The 20781-nt window shown below is 65.5% G+C and carries 21 protein-coding genes; 17 read left to right on the forward strand and 4 right to left on the reverse strand.

What is annotated here, in order from left to right:
• Nucleotides 1–211 precede the first annotated feature (211 nt).
• The 12 genes from prmB (at nucleotide 212) to VGN46_RS03740 (ending at nucleotide 12443) form a co-directional block, all read left to right on the forward strand.
• Nucleotides 212–1132 carry a 50S ribosomal protein L3 N(5)-glutamine methyltransferase gene (gene prmB, locus VGN46_RS03685; protein WP_331640754.1) on the forward strand — a complete coding sequence of 307 codons (921 nt, stop codon included), beginning with the start codon at nucleotides 212–214 and terminating at the stop codon, nucleotides 1130–1132.
• A gap of 18 nt (nucleotides 1133–1150) precedes the next feature.
• Nucleotides 1151–2254: a chorismate synthase gene (gene aroC / locus VGN46_RS03690; RefSeq protein ID WP_331640756.1), complete on the forward strand. Its 1104-nt coding sequence runs from the start codon at nucleotides 1151–1153 to the stop codon at nucleotides 2252–2254.
• A 3-nt stretch (nucleotides 2255–2257) separates the two neighbouring features.
• Entirely contained in the window at nucleotides 2258–3256 is a 999-nt protein-coding gene (locus VGN46_RS03695; protein WP_331640758.1) for a D-glycerate dehydrogenase, read from the forward strand.
• Nucleotides 3257–3284: 28 nt separating this feature from the next.
• Nucleotides 3285–4313, forward strand: coding sequence for an aspartate-semialdehyde dehydrogenase (locus tag VGN46_RS03700; RefSeq protein ID WP_331640760.1), 1029 nt, complete (start codon nucleotides 3285–3287; stop codon nucleotides 4311–4313).
• Complete coding sequence (locus VGN46_RS03705; RefSeq protein WP_331640762.1) at nucleotides 4313–4600, forward strand: hypothetical protein; 288 nt, start codon at nucleotides 4313–4315, stop codon at nucleotides 4598–4600. The genes VGN46_RS03700 and VGN46_RS03705 overlap by 1 nt, the downstream gene beginning before the upstream one ends.
• Before the next feature lie 255 nt (nucleotides 4601–4855).
• Complete coding sequence (locus VGN46_RS03710) at nucleotides 4856–7339, forward strand: FimV/HubP family polar landmark protein (RefSeq protein ID WP_331640764.1); 2484 nt, start codon at nucleotides 4856–4858, stop codon at nucleotides 7337–7339.
• A 57-nt stretch (nucleotides 7340–7396) separates the two neighbouring features.
• The gene (gene truA / locus VGN46_RS03715; protein WP_331640766.1) at nucleotides 7397–8164 is read left to right on the forward strand and encodes a tRNA pseudouridine(38-40) synthase TruA; all 768 of its coding nucleotides are present in this window, start codon (nucleotides 7397–7399) and stop codon (nucleotides 8162–8164) included.
• A complete protein-coding gene (locus tag VGN46_RS03720) occupies nucleotides 8161–8784 on the forward strand; it encodes a phosphoribosylanthranilate isomerase (protein ID WP_331640768.1) in 624 nt (207 codons plus the stop codon). The genes truA and VGN46_RS03720 overlap by 4 nt, the downstream gene beginning before the upstream one ends.
• Nucleotides 8785–8812: 28 nt before the next feature.
• Nucleotides 8813–10024 carry a tryptophan synthase subunit beta gene (gene trpB, locus VGN46_RS03725; RefSeq protein ID WP_331640770.1) on the forward strand — a complete coding sequence of 404 codons (1212 nt, stop codon included), beginning with the start codon at nucleotides 8813–8815 and terminating at the stop codon, nucleotides 10022–10024.
• Nucleotides 10024–10824 (forward strand): tryptophan synthase subunit alpha, encoded by an 801-nt coding sequence (gene trpA, locus VGN46_RS03730; RefSeq protein WP_331640772.1) that lies wholly within the window; start codon nucleotides 10024–10026, stop codon nucleotides 10822–10824. Before trpB ends, trpA begins: the two co-directional genes overlap by 1 nt.
• 73 nt (nucleotides 10825–10897) lie before the next feature.
• Nucleotides 10898–11773 (forward strand): acetyl-CoA carboxylase, carboxyltransferase subunit beta, encoded by an 876-nt coding sequence (accD, locus tag VGN46_RS03735; RefSeq protein ID WP_331640774.1) that lies wholly within the window; start codon nucleotides 10898–10900, stop codon nucleotides 11771–11773.
• 265 nt (nucleotides 11774–12038) lie between these two features.
• Nucleotides 12039–12443, forward strand: a complete 405-nt coding sequence (locus VGN46_RS03740) for a hypothetical protein (RefSeq protein WP_331640776.1) — start codon at nucleotides 12039–12041, stop codon at nucleotides 12441–12443.
• Here VGN46_RS03740 and VGN46_RS03745 read toward each other — a convergent pair.
• The 3 genes from VGN46_RS03745 to VGN46_RS03755 form a co-directional block, all read right to left on the reverse strand.
• Nucleotides 12418–12549 carry a hypothetical protein gene (locus VGN46_RS03745; RefSeq protein WP_331640778.1) on the reverse strand — a complete coding sequence of 44 codons (132 nt, stop codon included), beginning with the start codon at nucleotides 12547–12549 and terminating at the stop codon, nucleotides 12418–12420. The two genes, VGN46_RS03740 and VGN46_RS03745, sit on opposite strands and share 26 nt — an antisense overlap.
• A gap of 220 nt (nucleotides 12550–12769) precedes the next feature.
• The gene (locus VGN46_RS03750; RefSeq protein WP_331640780.1) at nucleotides 12770–13312 is read right to left on the reverse strand and encodes a phosphatase PAP2 family protein; all 543 of its coding nucleotides are present in this window, start codon (nucleotides 13310–13312) and stop codon (nucleotides 12770–12772) included.
• Nucleotides 13284–14444 carry a glycosyltransferase family 1 protein gene (locus VGN46_RS03755; RefSeq protein ID WP_331640782.1) on the reverse strand — a complete coding sequence of 387 codons (1161 nt, stop codon included), beginning with the start codon at nucleotides 14442–14444 and terminating at the stop codon, nucleotides 13284–13286. The genes VGN46_RS03750 and VGN46_RS03755 overlap by 29 nt, the downstream gene beginning before the upstream one ends.
• Before the next feature lie 203 nt (nucleotides 14445–14647).
• Between VGN46_RS03755 and gltX the strand changes: the two genes are divergently transcribed.
• The 3 genes from gltX to VGN46_RS03770 all read left to right on the forward strand — a co-directional run bounded on the left by gltX (nucleotide 14648) and on the right by VGN46_RS03770 (nucleotide 16977).
• Entirely contained in the window at nucleotides 14648–16051 is a 1404-nt protein-coding gene (gltX, locus tag VGN46_RS03760; protein WP_331640784.1) for a glutamate--tRNA ligase, read from the forward strand.
• 84 nt (nucleotides 16052–16135) lie between these two features.
• Nucleotides 16136–16441, forward strand: coding sequence for a hypothetical protein (locus VGN46_RS03765; protein ID WP_331640786.1), 306 nt, complete (start codon nucleotides 16136–16138; stop codon nucleotides 16439–16441).
• Nucleotides 16442–16497: 56 nt separating this feature from the next.
• Complete coding sequence (locus VGN46_RS03770) at nucleotides 16498–16977, forward strand: transcriptional repressor (RefSeq protein ID WP_331640788.1); 480 nt, start codon at nucleotides 16498–16500, stop codon at nucleotides 16975–16977.
• Nucleotides 16978–17159: 182 nt separating this feature from the next.
• Here VGN46_RS03770 and VGN46_RS03775 read toward each other — a convergent pair whose 3' ends face one another.
• A complete protein-coding gene (locus VGN46_RS03775) occupies nucleotides 17160–19178 on the reverse strand; it encodes a TonB-dependent receptor (RefSeq protein WP_331640790.1) in 2019 nt (672 codons plus the stop codon).
• Nucleotides 19179–19268: 90 nt separating this feature from the next.
• On the opposite strand from VGN46_RS03775, the gene VGN46_RS03780 reads away from it, so the two are divergent.
• Together VGN46_RS03780 and VGN46_RS03785 are read left to right on the forward strand one after the other, a co-directional pair.
• Complete coding sequence (locus tag VGN46_RS03780) at nucleotides 19269–19727, forward strand: MerC domain-containing protein (protein ID WP_331640792.1); 459 nt, start codon at nucleotides 19269–19271, stop codon at nucleotides 19725–19727.
• 37 nt (nucleotides 19728–19764) lie between these two features.
• Nucleotides 19765–20733 carry a cation diffusion facilitator family transporter gene (locus VGN46_RS03785; RefSeq protein WP_331640794.1) on the forward strand — a complete coding sequence of 323 codons (969 nt, stop codon included), beginning with the start codon at nucleotides 19765–19767 and terminating at the stop codon, nucleotides 20731–20733.
• Nucleotides 20734–20781: the final 48 nt, after the last annotated feature.

Consider the following 20781-nt stretch of genomic DNA (forward strand, 5'->3'; position numbering starts at 1 on the left):
CATGGCCCCGGAGGGGCATCCTTGTCGAACGTTGAGGACCTGTCTGAGCAGCGAGGGTGGGCACCGAGGGCTCTCCTGCGACCACGTCCGAGCGCTAGCGCGATGGCGAAGCCGAGCCCCCACGAAGCCGCAGGCGAGCCCGACCGCAGCAGGGCCAGAGCCGCCCCCAGACGGCTATACTCCCCAATCAGCCCCAAGAAAGCCCCCGCCAGTGACCAGCGAACTCAGCTCCATCATCGATTTCATCCGCTACGGCGCCAGCCGCTTCTCCGCCGCCGGCCTCACCTTCGGCCATAGCCATGACAATCCGATCGACGAGGCCACCCACCTGGTCCTGGCCGCCCTGCACCTGCCGCCCGACCTCCCCCCTGCCTATGGCGCAGGCAAGCTAACCACCGACGAGCGCGAAAAAGTCCTCGCCCTCATCGAAAAACGCATCACCGAACGCGTCCCCGTCGCCTACCTGGTAGGCGAAACCTGGTTCGCCGGCCTCAAGTTCAAAAGCGACCGCCGCGCGCTCGTTCCGCGCTCGCCCATTGCCGAACTCATTGAAGGCGGATTCCATCCCTGGCTCGAAGAACGCCACGTCGAACGCGCCCTCGATCTCTGCACCGGCTCCGGCTGTATCGGCATCGCCATGGCCGAATACAACCCGCACTGGCAGGTCGACATCGTTGACATCAGCGACGATGCCCTCAGCCTCGCCAACGAAAACATCATCTACCAGCACGTCGAAGAACGCGTCCGCGCGGTCAAGTCCGACCTGTTCGGCGGCATCAAGGATGAGGTCTACGATCTCATCGTCTCCAACCCGCCGTACGTCACCAACGACGAATACGCCGCCATGCCGGCCGAATACAGCCATGAACCGGTCCTCGGTTTGACATCCGGCGATGATGGACTGGACATCACCCTGCGCATGCTCGACGAAGCCGCCGACCACCTCAGCGAAGATGGCCTGCTGATCGTCGAGGTAGGCGACAGCGAACACGCCCTGGTCAACCTGCTGCCGCGCGTGCCGTTTGTCTGGCTGGAATTCAAGGTCGGCCAGATGGGTATCTTCGCCCTCGAACGCCGCGACCTCGTTGCCCACGCCGCCGAAATCGCCGCAGTACGCGCTGCGCGGAACTAAACACCTGACGGAAGTACCGTGTCCTCCAATACGTTCGGCAAGCTCCTCTCCGTTACCACCTTCGGCGAAAGCCACGGCCCAGCGATCGGGTGCGTGGTCGATGGGTGCCCCCCGGGGCTCCCGCTGGAGGCCGACGAATTCCGGTCCGACCTCGAGCGGCGCGCCACCGGCCGCTCGCGGCATACCTCGCAACGCCGTGAGACGGACGATATCGAGATCCTTTCGGGCGTCTACGAGGGTGTCACCACCGGCACCCCGATCGCCCTGCTTATCCGCAACACGGATGCGCGTTCAAAGGATTACGGCAACATCCTCGACACGTTCCGCCCCGGGCACGCCGACTACACCTATTGGCAGAAGTACGGCATCCGCGACCCGCGTGGCGGCGGCCGCTCGTCGGCTCGCGAAACCACCATGCGCGTGGCCGCCGGCGTCATCGCCAAGAAGTGGCTCGCCCACCGCTACGGCGTGACGGTGCAGGGTCATGTCAGCCAGATCGGCGAAGTGACGCCGCGCGGTTTCGAAGCGGGCGCCATCGAAAGCAGCCCATTCTTCTGGCCGTTCGCCGAACAGATCCCCGAACTCGAGGCCTACATGGATGCCCTGCGCAAGTCGGGCGATTCCGTGGGCGCCCGGGTCACCGTGGTCGCCGATGGCGTCCCGGCAGGCTGGGGTGAGCCGATCTACGGCAAGCTCGATGGCGAACTCGCGGCCGCCATGATGTCGATCAACGCGGTCAAGGGCGTGGAAATCGGCGATGGCTTCGACTCCGTGCAGCAGCGAGGCACCCAGCACCGCGATGAGATGACGGCGCAGGGTTTCCTTTCCAATCACGCAGGCGGGATCCTCGGCGGCATCGCCACCGGTCAGCCCGTGGTCGTTTCCATGGCCTTCAAGCCAACCTCGAGCATCCTGGTGCCCGGCCGCAGCGTCGATCGCGCGGGCCAGGCGACTGAAGTGGTCACGAAGGGCCGGCATGATCCCTGTGTCGGGATCCGCGCGGTCCCCATCGCCGAGGCCATGCTGGCCCTGGTGTTGATGGACCAGGCCCTGCGCCATCGTGCCCAGTGCGGCGATGTGGAGCCGGTGCCGCCGCGCATCCCTGGCACGTTCCAGGAGTAAGACATGAACAAGCCGAAGGTCTGGATCTCCAGGCCGTTCTTTCCGGATATCGTCGATCGTCTGCGCGAGCACTTCGAGGTGCTGCAGGAGACCGATGAGCGGGCGTACACGCCTGAGCAACTCGTCGCCCATCTAAAGGATGCGGATGCTGCGATCCTCGGCCTGGCCGACCGCATCGATGCCAATATCCTCAAGCACACGCCGAAACTGCGTTTCGTCGCCAATACCGGTGTGGGCTACAACAACCTCGACCTGGATGCGCTGACCGAAGCAGGTGTGGGCGCATCGAACACCCCGGGTGTGCTTGACGAGACCGTCGCCGACTATGCCTGGGCGCTCATGCTGGCGGCGGCCCGCAGGGTCGGCGAAGCCGAGCGCTGGTTGCGGGCAGGGCAGTGGAAGGGTTCGCGCTTCGAGGGCTGGCTGGGCGCTGACGTACACGGCAAGACCATCGGCATCCTGGGCATGGGCCGGATCGGCCAGGCCATCGCGCGGCGCGCGCTCGGCTTCCGCTCGCGGGTGATCTACCACAACCGGTCCCGCCTCGATGTCGTTATCGAGAAGGCGTGCGGTGCTACCTATGTCGACAAGGCCACGCTGCTGGCCCAGGCCGACCACCTGATCCTGGTGCTGCCGTTCACCCCGGCGAACCGGCACATTATCGGCGCGGCAGAGCTGAAGGCGATGAAGCCAACGGCCACGCTGATCAACATCGCCCGCGGCGGTATCGTCGATGACGAAGCGCTGGCCCGGGCGCTGGCCGATGGCGAAATCGCCGCGGCCGCCCTCGATGTGTTCGAGGGCGAACCCCAGGTCCACCCGGACCTGCTTCAACAGGACAATGTGGTGCTAAGTCCGCACATCGCTAGCGCAAGTCGCGACACACGTCGCGGCATGGCGTCGCTGGCTGTGGACAATGTACTGGCTGCGTTTGGGCATGGTCCCTGCGCTGGTCGGCCGCCCACGATCCTCAACCCGGGCGTGCTGGCTGACGCCAGCTGACCCTCTACCCACGCCAACAAGAGCGAAGATGAGCAAGAAGACGAGTTACAAGGTGGCCATGGTGGGTGCGACCGGCGCGGTCGGCGAAACCCTCCTCGCGATCCTGGCCGAGCGGGATTTCCCCGTGAGCGAACTGATTCCCCTGGCGAGCGAGCGCTCGGCGGGCGGTACGGTCGATTTCGCAGGAAAACCTTGTGTCGTCAAAGACCTGGCCAAATTCGATTTCGAGGGCGTGGATATCGCCTTCTTCTCGGCGGGCGGTTCGGTCAGCCGCGAGCACGCGCCGCGTGCCGCCGCGGCCGGCGCCGTGGTGATCGATAACACCTCCGAATTCCGCTACCAGGACGATATCCCGCTAGTGGTGTCCGAGGTCAACCCGCACGCCATCGCCGATTACACGGTGCGCGGCATCATCGCCAACCCGAATTGCTCGACCATGGGCATGCTGGTCGCGCTGGCGCCGATCTATCGCGAGGTGGGCATCGAGCGGATCAACGTCGCCACCTACCAGTCGGTTTCCGGTGCGGGCCGTAGTGGTCTCGAGGAACTGGGCAAGCAGACCGCCCAGATGCTGAACTTCCAGGACGTGGAGACGGCCAAGTTCCCCAAGCAGATTGCGTTCAACGTCATCCCGCACATCGACGACTTCCAGGCCAATGGCTACACCAAGGAAGAGATGAAGATGGTCTGGGAGACCCGCAAGATCCTCGAGGATCCTTCGATCCAGGTGAACCCGACCGCCGTGCGCGTGCCGGTGTTCTACGGTCATTCTGAAGCCGTGCACATCGAGACCCGCGACAAGATCACCGCCGATCGCGCCCGCGAGTTGCTGGAGCAGGCCGAGGGCGTCGTGGTCATCGACGACCGCAAGGCGGGCGGCTACCCGACCCCGGTCAGCGATGCGGCCGGCAAGGATCCGGTGTTCGTCGGCCGCATTCGCGAGGACATCTCGCACGAGCGCGGCCTGGATCTTTGGGTCGTCGCCGACAACATCCGTAAGGGGGCGGCGCTCAACGCCGTGCAGATCGCGGAAATCCTGATCAGGGACTACCTGTAATGAAAGGCCGCGCCGCCATCGCCTGCCTGCTCCTGTCGCTGCCGCTCGCCGCGGCCGCCACGGGCCAGGCGTCGACGTCGGCGCAGGCCAGCCAGGTCGAGGCGACCCGGGCGAAGCTGGATACCTCACGCGGACAGGCCGCGGCCGAAGACAAGAAAGTGCAGGACCTGAAGAAGCGCGTGGACGCGCTGGAATCGCATTCCAAAACTTCCAGGCAAGCCGTGGAGGAGCGCGACCGCAAGATCGCGGAACTCGAACGGCAACTGGACGCCGAGCGGCACCCCTAAAGCTCATGTAGGAGCGCGCTTGCGCGCGAAGGGGCCGTGACAACCCCCCATCGCACGCAAGCGCGCCCCCACAAGGGGGTAGGGCAAACATGTAAGGGGGGCGTGTACGGGCCTCGCGGACGAGTCAAACTTGTCGCGTAAATGCCCGTAGTCGCTATTGTTAGTTGTTGCTGGGGTGCACTACAGTGGCGCCTTCGCGGCTGACCGCCCGTAGAGGCGCGCCGCCAGCATGGAATTGTTCGGGGGATGCACCTGATGAACCGTACTTTGAAGCTGTCGATCATGCTGGCGCTTGCCATGGGGGGGAGCCAGGTCCTGGCCCAGAACCTTGGCGCCGTCCAGGTCCACTCCACGATGGACCAGCCCTTGTCGGCGGAGATCCCGCTGACCGGTGTCACCGGCAACCCCGGTGATATCCATGTCGCCCTGGCGTCGGATGAAGCCTTTTCCCGTGCGGGCCTGAACAAATCGGGCATGCCGGTGCAGCTCAGTTTCACTGTCGGCAAGAACGCCGCCGGCCAGCCGGTGATCCACGTCACCAGCGGCGCGCCCGTTCGCGACACCTACCTCGATTTCCTGGTCGAAGTGACCAGCGGCAAGGGCGGCTCCGCGATCCGCGAAGTCACCATGCTGCTCGATCCGCCGGGCACGCCCGCGCCCACCGCCGTCGCTTCGGCCCACGCTCCGCGCCCATCGCGTACGGAAGAGGTGCCTGCCCGCGTGCCGGCCAAGGCGGCCGCGCCGCATACCAGTGGCCAGGCATCGGCCGCCGCGCCGGCTGCCCACTCGGCTCCGTCAGCCCAGGCCGCCAACGGCAGCCTCGGTCCGGTGCAGCGCGGCCAGACGCTTTCCACCATCGCGCGCGAAAACGCCAACGGTGCCGACCTGAACCAGGTGCTGGTGGCCTTGCATAAGGCCAATCCGGATGCGTTCTACCGCGACAACATGAACGCGCTGAAGACCGGTGCCGTGCTGCGTATGCCGTCGCAGGACGATATCCAGGCCCAGTCCGTCGCTGCCGCGCTCGCCGAAGTCCGTCGCCAGAATGAATCCTGGCGTTCGGGTACCGCGCGCGCGCCGGCCACCGTCGCTGATGGCGCCGCGACGGGCAACTCAGAGCCGGCCAAGGCCAGCACGCCGAAGAGCGATCGCCTCGCTATCGTCCCGGCGAAGGAAGGCGGTGATGCCGCTTCCACCCGCGCCGGCGTAAAGGGTGGCACGGGCGATACCCAGATCGCCGGCCTCAAACAGGACCTTTCCACCTCGCAGGAAGCCGTCGCCTCGCTCAAGCAGCAGGGCGCCGAGTTGAAGTCGCGCGTGGGTGACCTGGAAGCGATCAATACCAAGAACGAGCGCCTGCTCAGCCTGAAGGATTCGGAAATCGCCGAGCTGCAGCACAAGCTCGCCGAAGCGCAGAAGAACGCTGGCAAGCCGGCGGCCGCGGCCAGCACCGCCGCGCCTGCGACGCCGGTGGCCCCCGCTGCCACGCCGGTCGCCGCGCAGAGCCCGGCCAGCGCGCCGGCGACGGCGAGCTCCGCACCCGCCCCGGCCGACGCTGTAGCCAGTGCGCCGGCGTCGTCGGCCACGGTTGCCACGCCGCCGCTGGCGTCCCCGGCGGCGGTCGCGCAGCCGGCGACGCCGCCGCCTGCCGCCAAGCCCGAGCCGAAGAAGCTGGCCCCCGCGCCGGCCCCGGCGGAAGAAGATGAATGGTTCATGCAGCCGTGGGCCTGGGGTGGCGGTGCCGTCGTCATCCTCCTGCTGCTGGTCGCCGCCGTGTTCGGCCGCCGCAAGACGCCGGCTGCCACGGCGGTACCGAGTTCGCTGGCTGATCGCTTCAGCAAGGAACCGACGTTCACCAACTTCGACCTCGATCGCGACGGCGACGAGCCGATGGATGCGGACCAGCGCGAGATCATCGATGCCCTGGCCGAACACCCGGATGACATTGGCCTGCACCTTGAGCTGGTGAGCCTGTATTACGGCCGCCGTGACGCCGACCATTTCGAAGCCGCCGCTGAAGCGATGTACGCCCACGTTGCCGATACGGACCAGCCGGAATGGCGCGAAGTGGTGATGATGGGTGAAGAGCTTGCCCCGACCCATCCGCTGTTTGGCGGCCAGCCGGTCGACGCGATCGATGACCCGTACGAAGGCGATACCTATGCGCCTGCGCATGCGGACCACGCGACGGATTCGGCCGCGCTGGAAGCCTTCGACCTGGGCAGCTATGTCACCAGCCCGGACGACGAGGGTCACCCGGCCACGCCGACGCCGCAGAAGCACAGCGAATATCATTTCAACTTCGACCTGACCCCGGTGCAGCGCGCCGAGGCTGACCGTCGCCCGCACGCACCCGACGTGTTCGACGTGGATGCGCCGGAATCGCCGTATACGGAGACCAGCGGCACGCCTGCCTTTGGCGACATCCTCGCAGACGAAAAGGCTCCGGCTGACGAGCGTTCGAGCTGGTCGTTCGATGAAGAGCCGCATGCTGCCCCGGTCACGCCGGCGGAGCCGCCGCGTTTCGACGAGCCGACGTTCCCGGACGAAGAGCCGATCGACACCACCGGCCCGGAAAGCTTCAGCGACGACCCGGTCGATACCAAGCTCGACCTGGCCCGCGCCTATCTCGACATGGGCGACGCCGAAGGCGCCCGCCTGATGCTCGACGAAGTGATCAGCGAAGGCACCCAGATGCAGAAGGATACGGCCCGCCGCATCCTGGATGGCATCGCCTGACATGCCTGCGGGGCGGGGCGGTGGTAACCTTGACGGTTTCCACCGCCCCCTGACCCCATGCGCATCGCCCTAGGCGTCGAATACGACGGCACCGACTTCTTTGGCTGGCAGAGGCTCAGCCATGCGAAGACCGTGCAGGGCGCGCTCGAGGAAGCCCTTTCCTTCGTCGCCCACCAGCCCATCGAAACCACCGCTGCCGGCCGCACTGACGCGGGCGTGCATGGCCGCTGCCAGGTGGTTCACTTCGATACCGACGTCGAGCGCGACATGCGCGGCTGGGTGCTCGGTGCCTGCTCGAACCTGCCGCGCAGCGTTGCCGTGACCTGGGCCCAGCCCGTGGCTGACGACTTCCACGCGCGCTTCTCCGCCCGCGCCCGCCGCTATCGCTACCGCCTGCTGCCACGCTTCGTACGCCCGGCGTTGGATGCCCGGTTTGTTGCCTGGGAGAAGAAGGCCCTCGATGCCGCGCGCATGCACGAGGCGGCGCAGGCCATCGTCGGTGAACATGATTTCTCCGCATTCCGTGCGATTTCCTGCCAGGCCGCGCACGCGCGGCGTAACGTGCGCAACATCCGCGTGTTCCGGGACGACATTCACATCGTTGTGGAGATCGAAGCCAACGCCTTCCTCCACCACATGGTGCGCAACATCGTCGGCTCGCTTATCGCGATCGGCCGTGGCGAGCAGCCGGTCGAATGGATGGCCGAACTGCTGGAAGGCCGCAATCGCGAAGTCGCCGGTGCGACCGCGCCAGCCGAAGGCCTTACCTTTCTCGGTCCGCGCTATGAAGCCCACTGGGGCCTGCCGGCGGAGGTGACGTTGTGACACGCGTGAAGTACTGCGGTTTTACCCGTATCGATGATGTGCGGGCCGCCGCGCAGTTCGGCGTCGATGCGATCGGCTTCGTCATGACCCGCAAGAGCAAGCGCTTCGTCGATATCGAGCAGGCCATGGCGCTGCGCGATGCCGTGCCGCCTTTCGTGACCAGTGTCGTGCTGGTGATGGATGACGAGCCTGCTTATGTCGATGAGATCGTGCGCCGTGTACGCCCCGATATGCTCCAGTTCCACGGCGTGGAAACCGATGAGGCGTGCGCCACCCATGGTGTGCGTTACCTCAAGGCGATCGCGATGGGCGAAGGCGAGGCCGCCTTGCCGCGCCTGCGTGCCTACCCGCGAGCCACGGGTCTCCTTCTCGACGGCCATGGTCTCGGTGAAACCGGTGGCAGTGGCCAGCGCTTCGACTGGTCACGCATGCCGCGCGATCTCACGCAACCGCTGGTGCTCGCTGGCGGACTCACGGCCGATAATGTCGCGGAAGCCATTCGCGTCGCGCGGCCCTGGGGCGTCGACCTTTCCAGCGGCATCGAAACATCGCCCGGCCTGAAGGATCGGGCTAAGATGGAACGCTTCCTCGCCGCCGTGCGCGCCGTCCCCAGCGCGTGAGCCCCCTTTAGCACTTCACGGTAATGCAATGACCCAGATCCCGGATTTCCACGCCTATCCCGATGCCCACGGACGCTTCGGCGATTACGGCGGCATCTATGTGGCTGAAACCCTGATGGAGCCACTCGCCGAACTTACGGCCGCTTACGAGCGCCTGCGTACGGATCCGGCCTTCATCGCCGAGCTCGATCGCGACCTCAAGTACTACGTGGGCCGCCCGAGCCCGGTGTACTTCGCCGAGCGCCTCACGAAGCACGTGGGCGGCGCGCGCATCATCCTCAAGCGCGAAGACCTGAACCATACCGGCGCGCACAAGATCAACAACACCGTGGGCCAGGCGCTCGTCGCGCGGTACATGGGCAAGAGCCGCATCATCGCCGAGACCGGCGCGGGCCAGCACGGCGTGGCCAGCGCCACCGTCGCGGCGCGCATGGGCCAGAAGTGTGTGGTGTACATGGGTGCCGTGGATATCGAACGGCAGAAGATCAACGTCTACCGCATGCGCCTGCTAGGCGCTGAAGTGGTGCCGGTGACATCGGGTTCGCAGACGCTGAAGGATGCATTGAACGAAGCGATGCGCGATTGGGTCACCAACGTTGCCGATACCTTCTACATCATTGGCACGGTCGCCGGCCCACATCCGTATCCGCAGATGGTCCGTGACTTCAATGCCATCGCAGGTCGCGAAGCGCGCGAGCAGACGCTGGAGCAGTTCGGCCGCCTGCCGGATGTGATCACCGCCTGCGTTGGTGGAGGCTCTAACGCTATTGGCCTGTTCCACGCGTTCCTCAACGATCGCGACGTGCGCATCGTGGGCGCCGAAGCCGCGGGTGATGGGATCGAGACCGGGCGCCACGCGGCCTCGCTCGCTGCCGGCAAGCCGGGCGTACTGCATGGCAACCGCACCTATGTGCTTTCGGATGCCAACGGCCAGATCGTCGAGACGCACTCGGTCTCCGCCGGCCTCGATTACCCGGGCGTCGGCCCCGAGCATGCCTTCCTGAAGGATGCCGGCCGCGCCGAGTACGTCGGCGTGACCGATGACGAAGCGCTTGAAGCCTTCCATCTTCTGGCGCGCACCGAGGGCATCCTCGCCGCGCTGGAATCCAGCCACGCGATCGCCCAGGCGATCAAGCTGGCCCGCGAACTTCCGAAGGATGGCCTGGTCCTGGCTAACCTTTCGGGCCGTGGTGATAAAGACGTGCATACGATCGCCGCGCGCGAAGGGATCGAGATCTGATGAGTCGCCTCGAGAAGCGTTTTGCGGACCTCAAGACGGCCGGTCGCACTTGCCTGGTCACGTTCATCACTGCGGGTGACCCTTCGCCCGAGCATGTCGTATCGCTACTCCATGGCCTGGTGGCCGCCGGCGCCGACGTCATCGAACTGGGCGTACCGTTCTCGGACCCGATGGCCGATGGCCCGGTGATCCAGCACGCCTCCGAACGGGCGATTAAGAAGGGCGTGGGCCTGCATAACATCCTTGCATGGATCGCAGCCTTCCGTGAGACGGATAACGAGACGCCCATCGTGCTGATGGGTTACCTCAACCCGGTCGAAATGTACGGTTACGGCTCGTTCGCCGAAGATGCGCTCGAATCTGGCGTCGATGGCGTCCTGATGGTCGATTGTCCGCTTGAGGAGTCGGCGGTCCTCGCGCCGCTCCGCAAGCAGGGCCTCGATCAGATCCTGCTGGCCTCCCCGACGACCGCCGAAGGTCGTCTGGCGCAGCTTTGCGAGGCCGCATCGGGCTTCCTGTATTATGTGTCGTTCGCTGGCATCACCGGCGCCGCGCAGCTGAGCACCGGCCAGATCGCCGAGCGCGTCGCCGGGATCCGTGCCCGGTCCAAGGCGCCGGTCGCGGTCGGCTTCGGTGTTCGCGATGCGGCCTCGGCCAGGGCGATTGGCGAATTCGCCGACGCGGTGGTCATCGGTAGCGCGCTGGTCGATCGCCTGGCTGGCGCCGACACCGCTGAAGATGCCGCCAGCAGGGCACATGCCTTTCTGGCACCGATCCGCACGGCGCTCGACGCGCGCTGATCGTCCACGGGGCGGGAACAGGTTTTTGTAGGAGCGCGCTGGCGCGCGATCCACACGTTATCGGAGATCCACCATGAACTGGCTTCAGAAAATCATGACCCCGAAAACCCGCGCCCCGGCAGCTGCCGGCGGCAAGGGCAAGGTCCCCGAGGGCGTGTGGGAGAAGTGCGCCGGTTGCGGCACCGTGCTGTACAAGCCGGAGCTCGAGAAGTCGCTGATGGTCTGCCCGAAGTGCGGTCACCACCATGCCATTTCGGCGCGTACGCGGCTGCTCTCTTTCTTTGATGAAGGCACCACGACCGAGCTCTGGGCGAAGATGGAGCCGGTCGACGCGCTGAAGTTCAAGGACCAGAAGAAGTACAAGGACCGCATCGTTTCCGCTCAGAAAAGCACGGGCGAGAAGGACGCACTGATCGCGATGTCCGGCATGCTGCTGGGGCGTCCGCTGGTCTCGGTGGCGTTCGAGTTTTCCTTCATGGGCGGCTCGATGGGCGCGGTCGTAGGCGAGAAGTTCGCCCGGGCGGCGGAGAAGGCCCTGGCAGAGAAGAGCGCGCTGGTGTGCTTCTCGGCGACGGGCGGCGCACGCATGCAGGAAGGCTTGTTCTCGCTGATGCAGATGGCGAAGACCTCGGCGGCGATCGCGCGCATGCATGAGGCGGGCGTGCCGTACATCTCGGTGCTGACCCACCCGACCACGGGTGGCGTGTCGGCATCGCTGGGCATGCTGGGCGACCTGAACGTCGCTGAGCCGAAGGCACTCATCGGTTTTGCCGGCCCGCGCGTCATCGAACAGACCGTGCGCGAGACGCTGCCCGAAGGTTTCCAGCGTCCGGAGTTCCTGGTCGAGCACGGAGCGGTCGACATGATTGTCGACCGCCGCGAGATGCGCGAAAAGCTGGGCGCCATGCTCGGCATTCTCGAGAAGATGCCACGCGTCGCCGCCGCCTGATCCGCAGAACCCCGCTCCGGCGGGGTTTTTTTTGCCTGCCAGTGAGCGCCATCTCAAGGTCGTGCTACGCGAGCCGTCTGCCCAGCGCATGGCAAGAACTCGATCGATCACGGACGAGTGAGCACGTACGTGTCTGTTTCAGCTAGCATTTGCCAATGATGGCGATCATTGCGGTACGTACTTCCGCGATGCGGGTTGGACACGCGCGCAGGGTCCCTCCACAGTGCGAATCCCGTAACCCAGGTCCTCTAAGGGGAGGCGCACCATGAGCCAGACGCGAACCTTTAAGCCATCGATCGATGCGCGTGCGCCCGTCTTGAGCAGCGATCTGTCATCCGCCATCCTGTTTCAGCTCAAGGATGCTCTTCCGCGTATCGAGACGGAACTAAGCAGGCTTAAGGACGCGATCCCACGTATCGAAACGGAGCTGAGCAAGCTCAAGGATGCGACTCCACGGATCGAAACGGAACTGAAGCATCTGAGGAAACTGGCCGAAGCGACCAGGCAGGACGTCGATGCTCTCAAGACCTGGAAAACCCTGGTTCTCGGCGGTGCCGCCGTTCTTGGGATCCTGCTCGGGCTTTATAAGGCGACGGCTGCATCCGTTCATGTGACCTTCGGCGAATCGCCGCCGGTCGCGGTGGTCAGCGTGATGCAGCCACCGCGGTGATCGGCATCTGCGACACGCTGGTAGTCACCATGGCACCCATTGTCAGGATGCAAGCCAGGACGATAACGGCAAACAAGGTCTTCAGCAGGATGAATTCGGCTTTCATGGCTGTTCTCCGTGGTTTGGCACAGGGGCGATTTGCCCCTTCGCCTGAGAGATAGCATTCGCCGTGCCAACAACGTTTTTTGCGCAAACCCCCGCTATAACGCCGCTATTTCCAGTCTCAACCGCGCGTGCACAGTGTCCGCGGACGAATGCGTGTCCGCGTATGGACGTCCGTACACGGACACCGGGCATGATCGCGCGCAAGACCCGCGCAGCCCCTTTCAGAAGATCACGCGCTCCAGCCAGAGCGACAACGTGCCAAGCCCACCACCAATCACCGTGGCCGCCAGTACATCGCTCGGATAATGCAGGCCAAGGATGACCCGCGAGGCGCCAATCAGGGCAGCGAAACCGATCAGGAACGGAGCCAACACGGGATAATGCGCCACGGCCACCACGGTGAAAGCCACGGCCTGCAAGGTATGCCCCGACGGGAAGCTGAACTCATCCAGCGGCGGCACATGGGCGATCACGCCAGGGCATGAGCGGAAGGGGCGAGGGCGCTTCGTCCAGCGCTTCAGTACCCGATACATCATCAGGGCGGTAAGGCCGGTCAACGCCATCTGCACGGCGACGGCAAGCCCATGCATGCCGCCTACCAGGGCGATCACGCTCATCAGTGCGTACCAGAACACGCCGTCGCCCAGCCGGCTGACGATGCCGAAGAACACGCCGATCGCCCGGCGTGCGCCCCAGCGATTGGCGGCGACGCAGACGCGTCGGTCGAGGTTCGCTCTACGCGGCGACGGCGGTGCTGCGTTCATGGAGGTTCTCCTCGGCGAGCGAGCGCATGATGGATTCAAATTCAGACACGACTGATTCCGGCGACAGGCTGGCCACCGAAGCGCGTGCCGCGCGGCCCATCGTCATGCGGACGGTGGGATCCGCGCCGAGCGTGGCGGCGCGTTCGATGAGGCCGCCTTCGTTACCAGGCGCGACGCGGATGCCGTTCTGACCGTTGCGGATATATTCCCTTGCCGCGGCTTCGGCGTAAGCCACGACCGGAATGCCCGACGCCATGGCTTCGAGCACCACGTTGCCAAAGGTTTCGGTAAGGCTTGGAAACACGAAGAGATCGGCACTGGCGTAGAACGCCGCCAGATCATCCCCGCGGCGGGTGCCGGCGAAGATCACATCCGGGTGCGCGGCCTCCAGCGCGGCACGGCCCGGGCCATCGCCTACGATCACGCAGCGCGCTCCGGGCACCCGGCGGCACAGCGCGCGCCAGGCCTCGATCGCCACATGCAGGTTCTTTTCCGGTGCGACACGACCGACGCAGAGCACCACCGGCGTATCCGGACCGGCGCCCCACGACGCACGCAGCTCGTCGCTGCGGCGTTCCGGGTGAAAGCGCACCGTATCCACGGCGCGGCGCAGTACGCGTACATCATGAACACCGAGATCGTTAAGTTCGCCGGCCAACTGGCCGGTCGGAACCAGGGTGGCCTGCGCACGGCGGTGGAAGCGTGCCAGGTAGCGGCGAACCACCGGGGTCAGTGCGCCAAAACCGTAGTGGCCAACGTAGAAATCGAAACGGGTGTGGAAGCCGGTCGCGACCGGGATGCCGAGGCGGCGGGCGGCGCTGACCGCACTCCAGCCCAGGGGGCCTTCCGTGGCCACATAGACGGCATCCGGCCGGTCGGTGCGCCAACGGCGCTCAATGCGAAAACGGGCCGGCAGGCCAAAGCGCAAGCCGGCGTAGCGGGGCAGGGAGGCGCCATCGACTTCGAAAACATCCATGCCAGCATCGGCCAGTGGCGGCGTCGCGGGGTGGACCGGGCGGACGAGGTCGATGGAGTGGCCGCGACGGACGAGGCCGCGGGCAAGCGCCTGGACGGTAAGGGCGACGCCATTCACGTCCGGAGCGTAGGTCTCGGTGACGATGCCGACTCGCATGGCGGTGCCCCTTCTGGCCTTGTTGATGCATCCTCCCGCGCGGCCGTGTCGCGGCGGTTATCGCGGCATGACTGCCAGATGACAGGCGCCTGCAAAAAACGGCTGCCGCGGGTGCTTTCGGCATGGCGTGGGGAGCAGGGCGCAGCAGTTTTGGCCGGTTCCGGATAAAATCGCCGTTCTGCCCGCTAGACCACGACCCCACGATGACCGTCCGCACCCGTTTCGCCCCCAGTCCCACTGGCTACCTGCACATCGGCGGCGCGCGCACCGCGCTTTACTGCTGGCTGGAATCGCGCCGTCGCGGCGGTGAGTTCATCCTGCGTATCGAGGACACGGATCGCGAGCGTTCCACCCAGGAAGCCGTGCAGGCGATCCTCGATGGCATGAACTGGCTCGGTCTCTCCCACGACGAAGGTCCTTACTACCAGACCCTGCGCATGGATCGGTATCGCGAAGTGGCCGACCAGCTGCTGCGCGAGGGCAAGGCGTACTACGCCTACGAGACGAAGGAAGAGATCGAGGCCATGCGCAACGCCGCGATGGCCGCGGGCGAAAAGCCGCGTTACAACGGCTACTACCGCGATCGCAATGAGCCGCTCCGCGAGGATCCGAACCGGGTCATCCGCTTCAAGAACCCCATCTCCGGCTCGGTCGTGTTCGATGACAAGGTGAAGGGCCGCATCGAGTGGGCGAATACCGAACTCGACGATCTGGTGATCTTCCGTTCGGATGGCTTCCCGACCTACAACTTCGCGGTGGTGGTCGACGACATCGACATGGGTATCACCGAGGTGATCCGTGGCGATGACCACGTGAACAACACCCCGCGGCAGATCAACATCTACAAGGCGCTCGGTGCGCCGGTGCCGGAATTCGCGCACCTGCCGATGATCCTTGGCCCGGATGGCCAGAAACTCTCCAAGCGCCACGGCGCGGTCAGTGTCATGCAGTACCGCGAAGACGGTTTCCTGCCGCACGCCCTGTTGAACTACCTGGTTCGCCTGGGCTGGTCGCATGGCGATCAGGAAATCTTCTCGGTGGGCGAGATGATCGAGTTGTTCGATGCCTCCGATGTGAACAAGGCGGCGTCGCGCTTCGATGTCACCAAGCTCTCCTGGCTGAACCAGCATTACCTGAAGACCGATGACCCGGCGGCGCTTGGCCCCGAGCTGGCCTATCACCTTCAGCGCATCGGCATCGATCCGTCGGCTGGCCCGAACCCGGCCGATGTCGTCGTCGCGCTGCGCGACCGCGTGCAGACCTTCGTGGAAATGGCCGAGCGCGCGAAGATCTGGTACGGCCCGCTTACCGAGTGGGACGACAAGGCGATCGAGAAGCACCTCCGCACGGAAACCGCGCCGACCGTACTGGCCCGGGCGAAAGAAGAGCTGGCCGCACTGCCGGCGTGGACCCCGGAAGCCGTGCACGGTGCGGTCGAGAAGACTGCCGCCGCGCTGGAACTCGGCATGGGTAAGGTCGCCGCCCCGCTGCGCGTGGCGATGACCGGCTCCCAGGTATCTCCCTCGATCGAACACACCATTTATCTCTGTGGCCGCGAAGGCGCCCTGGCCCGCATCGACGCGGCCATCGCCAAGGCAACCGCATAACATGTAGGAGCGCGCTTGCGCCCGATGGGTGCTCGCCGTAGCCCCTATCGCGCGCAAGCGCGCCCCTACAAAGAAGCCTCCCCGATGGAAGAGCTCATCGCTAAAGCCACGCAAGGCGTCGACCCGGGCGACCCTGGGGCGTTCTTCACCATCTTCGCGAACCTCATGCGGCTGGTCCCCTGGGGCCAGCTCATCCTCTGGCAGGTCGTCTTCATTGTGGTCGGGGCGCTGCTGGGTTGGTGGCGCGGCCGTTTCACGGCGACCGTGGTGGCCTCGCTGGTGCTGGGCCCTATCGGCTGGGCCGTACCCTTCCTGCCGCGCAAGCCGGCTGAGCCGCCACCGCTACCGCGCAAGCCAACCGAGCCGCCGCCCCTGCGCCGGCAGCCCTAGGCGCTGGCCCTGGACCTCGAAAAACCCTGAACAGGCCTCATGTTAGAATGACGACCATGAGCACCCACGCCAGCCACCACCACGCCCACGAACACCACGACGATGCGCGCAGCTTTGTCGAGGCGGTGGAGGTCGCGTCCAACGAGCGTGGCTTGCGCCTGACTCCGTTGCGTCGCGAAGTGCTGGAACTCGTGGCCGCGGCCGGCAAGCCGGTCAAGGCCTATGACCTGCTCGATCGCCTGCGCGAAAAGCACGGCAACGCGGCGCCGCCCACGGTGTACCGCGCGCTCGATTTCCTGCTCGAGAACGGCTTCATCCACAAGCTGGAATCGATCAACGCCTACGTGTCCTGCCACCACCCGGCAGAGTCGCACCAGGTGCCGTTCCTCATCTGCGACACCTGCCAGTGCGCGCAGGAAGTGTGCGATGAGCGCGTCGCCGAGCTGATTGAAGCGCAGGCGAAAGCCTTCGGTTTCCGCCCGCAGGCACAAACCCTCGAAGTCCACGGCATCTGCAAGAACTGCCGCGAGAGCTAGTTGTAGGAGCGCGCTTGCGCGCGATGGATCTTGCGCGCGATGGATCTTGCGGCACCACCCATCGCGCGCAAGCGCGCTCCTACAAGGGCCTCATAAAAAACGGGGCGCCGCATCAGTGCGGCGCCCCGTTTGTTTCCGGCTCCTGCCGGGGAGGGAGGAGTGGGACGTCAGGAGCCGGGAACTCAGAAGTAGGCGCGAACACCTACGGAAACATTGCGGCCTGGGCTTGGTGCCACGTCCTTGAACAATGACGTGGCCGGGCGGGCCGTCTGGTTGGTGAGGTTGTTGCCATCGACGAAGGCCTCCCACTGGCTGCGCTCGTCGTTGATGAAGGTCCAGCCAAAGTGCGCATTCACCAGTGTGTAACCGGCCGTATCGGTTTCGAAGGCCGCGACCTTATCCTGCTTCATGTAACGCACGGCGCCGACATTCGCGCGCAGGCCATCCGCGTTCCAGCTAAGCGTCGAACCGACGCGGCCTGCCGGGATACGCGGCACGTTGCCGCCACCGTCGCTGAGCGTGGCGCGCACGGTATCGCCGAACACGCGCAGGTCCCAGTGGCCTGACGGGCTGTCGGAAAGATGGAAGGTGGCTTCGGCTTCGGCACCGCGGAACGTCGCATCGTTCTGCGACCACACACGCACTGGCAAATCGTCTTCGATCTCGCCGGTGTCGGCGAGGTAAATGAAGTTCTTGTACTTGTTGTAGTACACCGCGACCTTGCCCTCGACGACATCGCCGTGGAAGTGCAAGCCCAGCTCGGCCTGGTTGGATTTCTCCTTGCCCAGTTCGCTGCCGATTTCAAACGTGTTCGAGGCCTCGTGCGGACCGTTGGCGAACAACTCTTCTTCAGAGGGCGCGCGCTCGGCATGGTCGAGGTTCAACGACAGATGCCACTGCTCGGCAAAGCGATAGGCGAAGCCTGCTGAGAAGCTGTTGGGTGAGTAATCACGTTTGGCACCATCGATCGGCTGCACTGTTTGCTTGTCATGGCGCGCGCCAAGTTCCACCTTCAGCGGACCGAAGTCGCGAGTCTCGGTGAGGAACACGCCCACGCCCTTGGTGGTCGTCGCGGGTACGAAGGTTTCTTCGCCTACCGCGGCGAACTGGCGGTGTTGGGTCTGCACCCCGAAAGCGCCGGTCCAGCCACCCAGCAGCTCGTCGTGGGTGGCGACCAGGCGGCCCTGGTTGCTCTGGGTGGTGAAGGTCGTTCCCGGCGTATCGCCTTCGAATTCCACGTGCTGGTAAGCGCCGTGGCCGAGGCTGAATTCGATTTTGCTGATGCCATCGATTGGCTGCACCAGGCCGCCCTTCAAGGTGTAGTTCGTCTGCGCCATCTTGATGTGCACGGGATCTTCGCCTTCGGCGGGATCGCCCGGTTCGGCAGGGCTGCCATAGAGATCCATGAAGCGCGAGATGGACAGGCCGACGTAGCCCCACGAACCGAGCACCGAGGCACCCACCGAGCCCGAGGTCGTCTTCACGGCGCTGTTGGCAAGGGTGCCGCCGGGGATGTCGTAGTCCTTGTTGTCGCGGTGCATGCCATCCACGTGGATGGCGAACTGATCATTGCCGGCGTCGAACCGGGCCAGCCCGGTCTTGCCATCGGACACGGAATCCGTACGGACCTCGGCGCGGCCGGCGAAGCCGTTCTCCGGCGCTTTCTCAGGCACGCGGCCGTCGACCACGTTGACCACGCCACCAATGGCGCCAGAGCCATAGAGCAGGGTGGCCGGGCCCTTGAGCACTTCGATCTGGTCCGCGAGGAAGGGCTCGAGGGTGACGGCGTGATCCTGGCTGACATTGGACACGTCCTGCGAGGACAGGCCGTTCTCGAGCACCGCCACACGCGGGCCATCGAGGCCGCGGATCACCGGGCGGCCGACGGCCGTGCCGAGCGCGGAGGTCTGCACACCGGGGATCGAGGAGACGGTTTCGCCAAGGGAGACGCCCTTGGCGTCGTCCAGGGCCGAACCGGCCAGCACGGCCACAGGGGCGACGATCTGGTCGGCGTTGCGGCCGCCGGGGACCGCATTCACCACGATGCCCTCCAGCTTGTCCACGTGCTTGCGCGCCTTGCCCTGGGGCTCTTTCGTGGCCCCCTCCGGGCTCGTGGCGTCCTGCGGGACGTCATCGGCCATGGCGGGCATGGATCCACCGAAGGTCGCGGCAAGGGTCAGGGCGAAAAGGGTTTTGCGCATCAGGTGGAGCTCCATCGGTCTTGGACTTTGCAATGTTATAAAGTATCATCACTTGCCTCGACCTGTGCAAAAAGTCACGCTATGCACTCCATGACCGACCCCACGCTCTCCCCGACCGTCGCCCCCGAGACCCGTCGCCGCTGGTGGCACGCCGCCGATCGCCTGGGCGCGACCGCCTCGTTCCTATGCGCGATCCACTGCGCGCTGCTGCCGTTCGTCATCGCGGTGCTGCCGTTGCTGGGCCTTTCGTTCCTGGCTAACCATCGCTTCGAAGAAGTGTTTGTCTCCTTTGCCTGCGTGCTGGCCGCCGCTGCCCTGGTCTCGGGCTATCGCCGGCATCAGCGCCGCCTGCCGTTCGCGTTCGCGATACCAGGGCTGTTGCTGCTGATCCTCGGCGTGACGTTCCTCCACAGCGGCTCGCTGCTGGTGCATAGCGTGCTGGTCACGGCCGGCGGTTTGCTCGTGGCCACGGCGCATTTCATTAATTTGAAGGTGGATCGCAGCGGCCACGCCGGGCACATCCACGGGCCGACCTGCGCCCATCCGTGATTGTGTAACCGCGCCCGCAGCACCTAGCCTTCGCCCCATGTCACACGACCATTCCCACGCGTCCGGCCATTCGCATGGCCACGCGCACGATCACGCGCACGACCATTCGCATTTCGAAGGCAGCAGCGAGAAGAAGCTGCTGTTCGCCTTCGTCCTCACCCTGATCATGCTGCTGGTGGAGGCGGCCGGTGGCCTGGTTTCCGGCTCGCTGGCCTTGCTCGCCGATGCCGGGCACATGCTGGTCGATGCCCTGGCCCTGCTGCTCGCCTTCCTCGGCGCGCGCTTCGCGGCGCGCCCGGCGGATGCCCAGCGCACTTATGGCTACGGCCGCATTGAGGTCCTGGCCGGTTTCGTCAATGCGCTGACCCAGTTCGCGCTGGTGGCGTTCATCGTCTTCGAAGCCGTGCAACGCCTGTTCCGTCCGGAACCGATTCTGTCGGGGATCATGTTTGTCGTCGCCCTGGTCGGCCTGATCGCCAATGTGGTGGTGCTGCGCACGCTGCACGGGCATGACCCGGACGACGTGAATATCGCGGGTGCGAGCCTGCACGTGCTGGGCGATTTGTTGGGGTCCGTGGCCGCGGTCCTGGCCGCGATCGCCGTGTATTCGATGGGCTGGCTGTGGGCCGACCCGGTGCTCTCGATCCTGGTCTCGCTGCTGATCCTGCGCAGCGCCTGGGCGTTGGTGCGCCGGACGGGGCACATCCTGCTGGAAGGGGCCCCGGATGGGGTGCACCTGGACGAGGTCACGACGGCCTTGCGCGACTGCGACCCTGCCATCCTGGACATCCACCATGTCCATATCTGGCAGGTCACGGCAAAATCGCGCATGGCCACGCTGCACGCGGGGCTGGCCGAGGGCGCGGACCAGGCTCGCGTTCTCACGGCGATCAAGACCACCTTGAGCGAGCGCTGGCAGGTGGACCATGCCACGGTCCAGTTCGACCCGGGCCCGTGCCCGGATGAGCTGGAAGGCTGTGGACAGGAAGGCCGCCATAGCCACTGAGCGGGGCCCTGTTCACGGCGACCCTTGCCATTTACGCGGCCGCTGATA

Source organism: Luteibacter sp. (assembly GCF_036500425.1).
Classification (GTDB): domain Bacteria; phylum Pseudomonadota; class Gammaproteobacteria; order Xanthomonadales; family Rhodanobacteraceae; genus Luteibacter.

What these genes read in the sequence shown, in the direction of transcription:
- VGN46_RS03745 (WP_331640778.1), bottom strand. Translation starts at nt 12,549, where the DNA reads ATGAAAGCCGAATTCATCCTGCTGAAGACCTTGTTTGCCGTTATCGTC.
- VGN46_RS03700 (WP_331640760.1), top strand. Translation starts at nt 3,285, where the DNA reads ATGAGCAAGAAGACGAGTTACAAGGTGGCCATGGTGGGTGCGACCGGC.
- VGN46_RS03705 (WP_331640762.1), top strand. Translation starts at nt 4,313, where the DNA reads ATGAAAGGCCGCGCCGCCATCGCCTGCCTGCTCCTGTCGCTGCCGCTC.
- accD (WP_331640774.1), top strand. Translation starts at nt 10,898, where the DNA reads ATGAACTGGCTTCAGAAAATCATGACCCCGAAAACCCGCGCCCCGGCA.
- gltX (WP_331640784.1), top strand. Translation starts at nt 14,648, where the DNA reads ATGACCGTCCGCACCCGTTTCGCCCCCAGTCCCACTGGCTACCTGCAC.
- VGN46_RS03695 (WP_331640758.1), top strand. Translation starts at nt 2,258, where the DNA reads ATGAACAAGCCGAAGGTCTGGATCTCCAGGCCGTTCTTTCCGGATATC.
- VGN46_RS03765 (WP_331640786.1), top strand. Translation starts at nt 16,136, where the DNA reads ATGGAAGAGCTCATCGCTAAAGCCACGCAAGGCGTCGACCCGGGCGAC.
- trpB (WP_331640770.1), top strand. Translation starts at nt 8,813, where the DNA reads ATGACCCAGATCCCGGATTTCCACGCCTATCCCGATGCCCACGGACGC.
- VGN46_RS03740 (WP_331640776.1), top strand. Translation starts at nt 12,039, where the DNA reads ATGAGCCAGACGCGAACCTTTAAGCCATCGATCGATGCGCGTGCGCCC.
- trpA (WP_331640772.1), top strand. Translation starts at nt 10,024, where the DNA reads ATGAGTCGCCTCGAGAAGCGTTTTGCGGACCTCAAGACGGCCGGTCGC.
- VGN46_RS03770 (WP_331640788.1), top strand. Translation starts at nt 16,498, where the DNA reads ATGAGCACCCACGCCAGCCACCACCACGCCCACGAACACCACGACGAT.
- VGN46_RS03750 (WP_331640780.1), bottom strand. Translation starts at nt 13,312, where the DNA reads ATGAACGCAGCACCGCCGTCGCCGCGTAGAGCGAACCTCGACCGACGC.
- VGN46_RS03780 (WP_331640792.1), top strand. Translation starts at nt 19,269, where the DNA reads ATGACCGACCCCACGCTCTCCCCGACCGTCGCCCCCGAGACCCGTCGC.
- VGN46_RS03755 (WP_331640782.1), bottom strand. Translation starts at nt 14,444, where the DNA reads ATGCGAGTCGGCATCGTCACCGAGACCTACGCTCCGGACGTGAATGGC.
- VGN46_RS03785 (WP_331640794.1), top strand. Translation starts at nt 19,765, where the DNA reads ATGTCACACGACCATTCCCACGCGTCCGGCCATTCGCATGGCCACGCG.
- VGN46_RS03710 (WP_331640764.1), top strand. Translation starts at nt 4,856, where the DNA reads ATGAACCGTACTTTGAAGCTGTCGATCATGCTGGCGCTTGCCATGGGG.
- truA (WP_331640766.1), top strand. Translation starts at nt 7,397, where the DNA reads ATGCGCATCGCCCTAGGCGTCGAATACGACGGCACCGACTTCTTTGGC.
- VGN46_RS03775 (WP_331640790.1), bottom strand. Translation starts at nt 19,178, where the DNA reads ATGCGCAAAACCCTTTTCGCCCTGACCCTTGCCGCGACCTTCGGTGGA.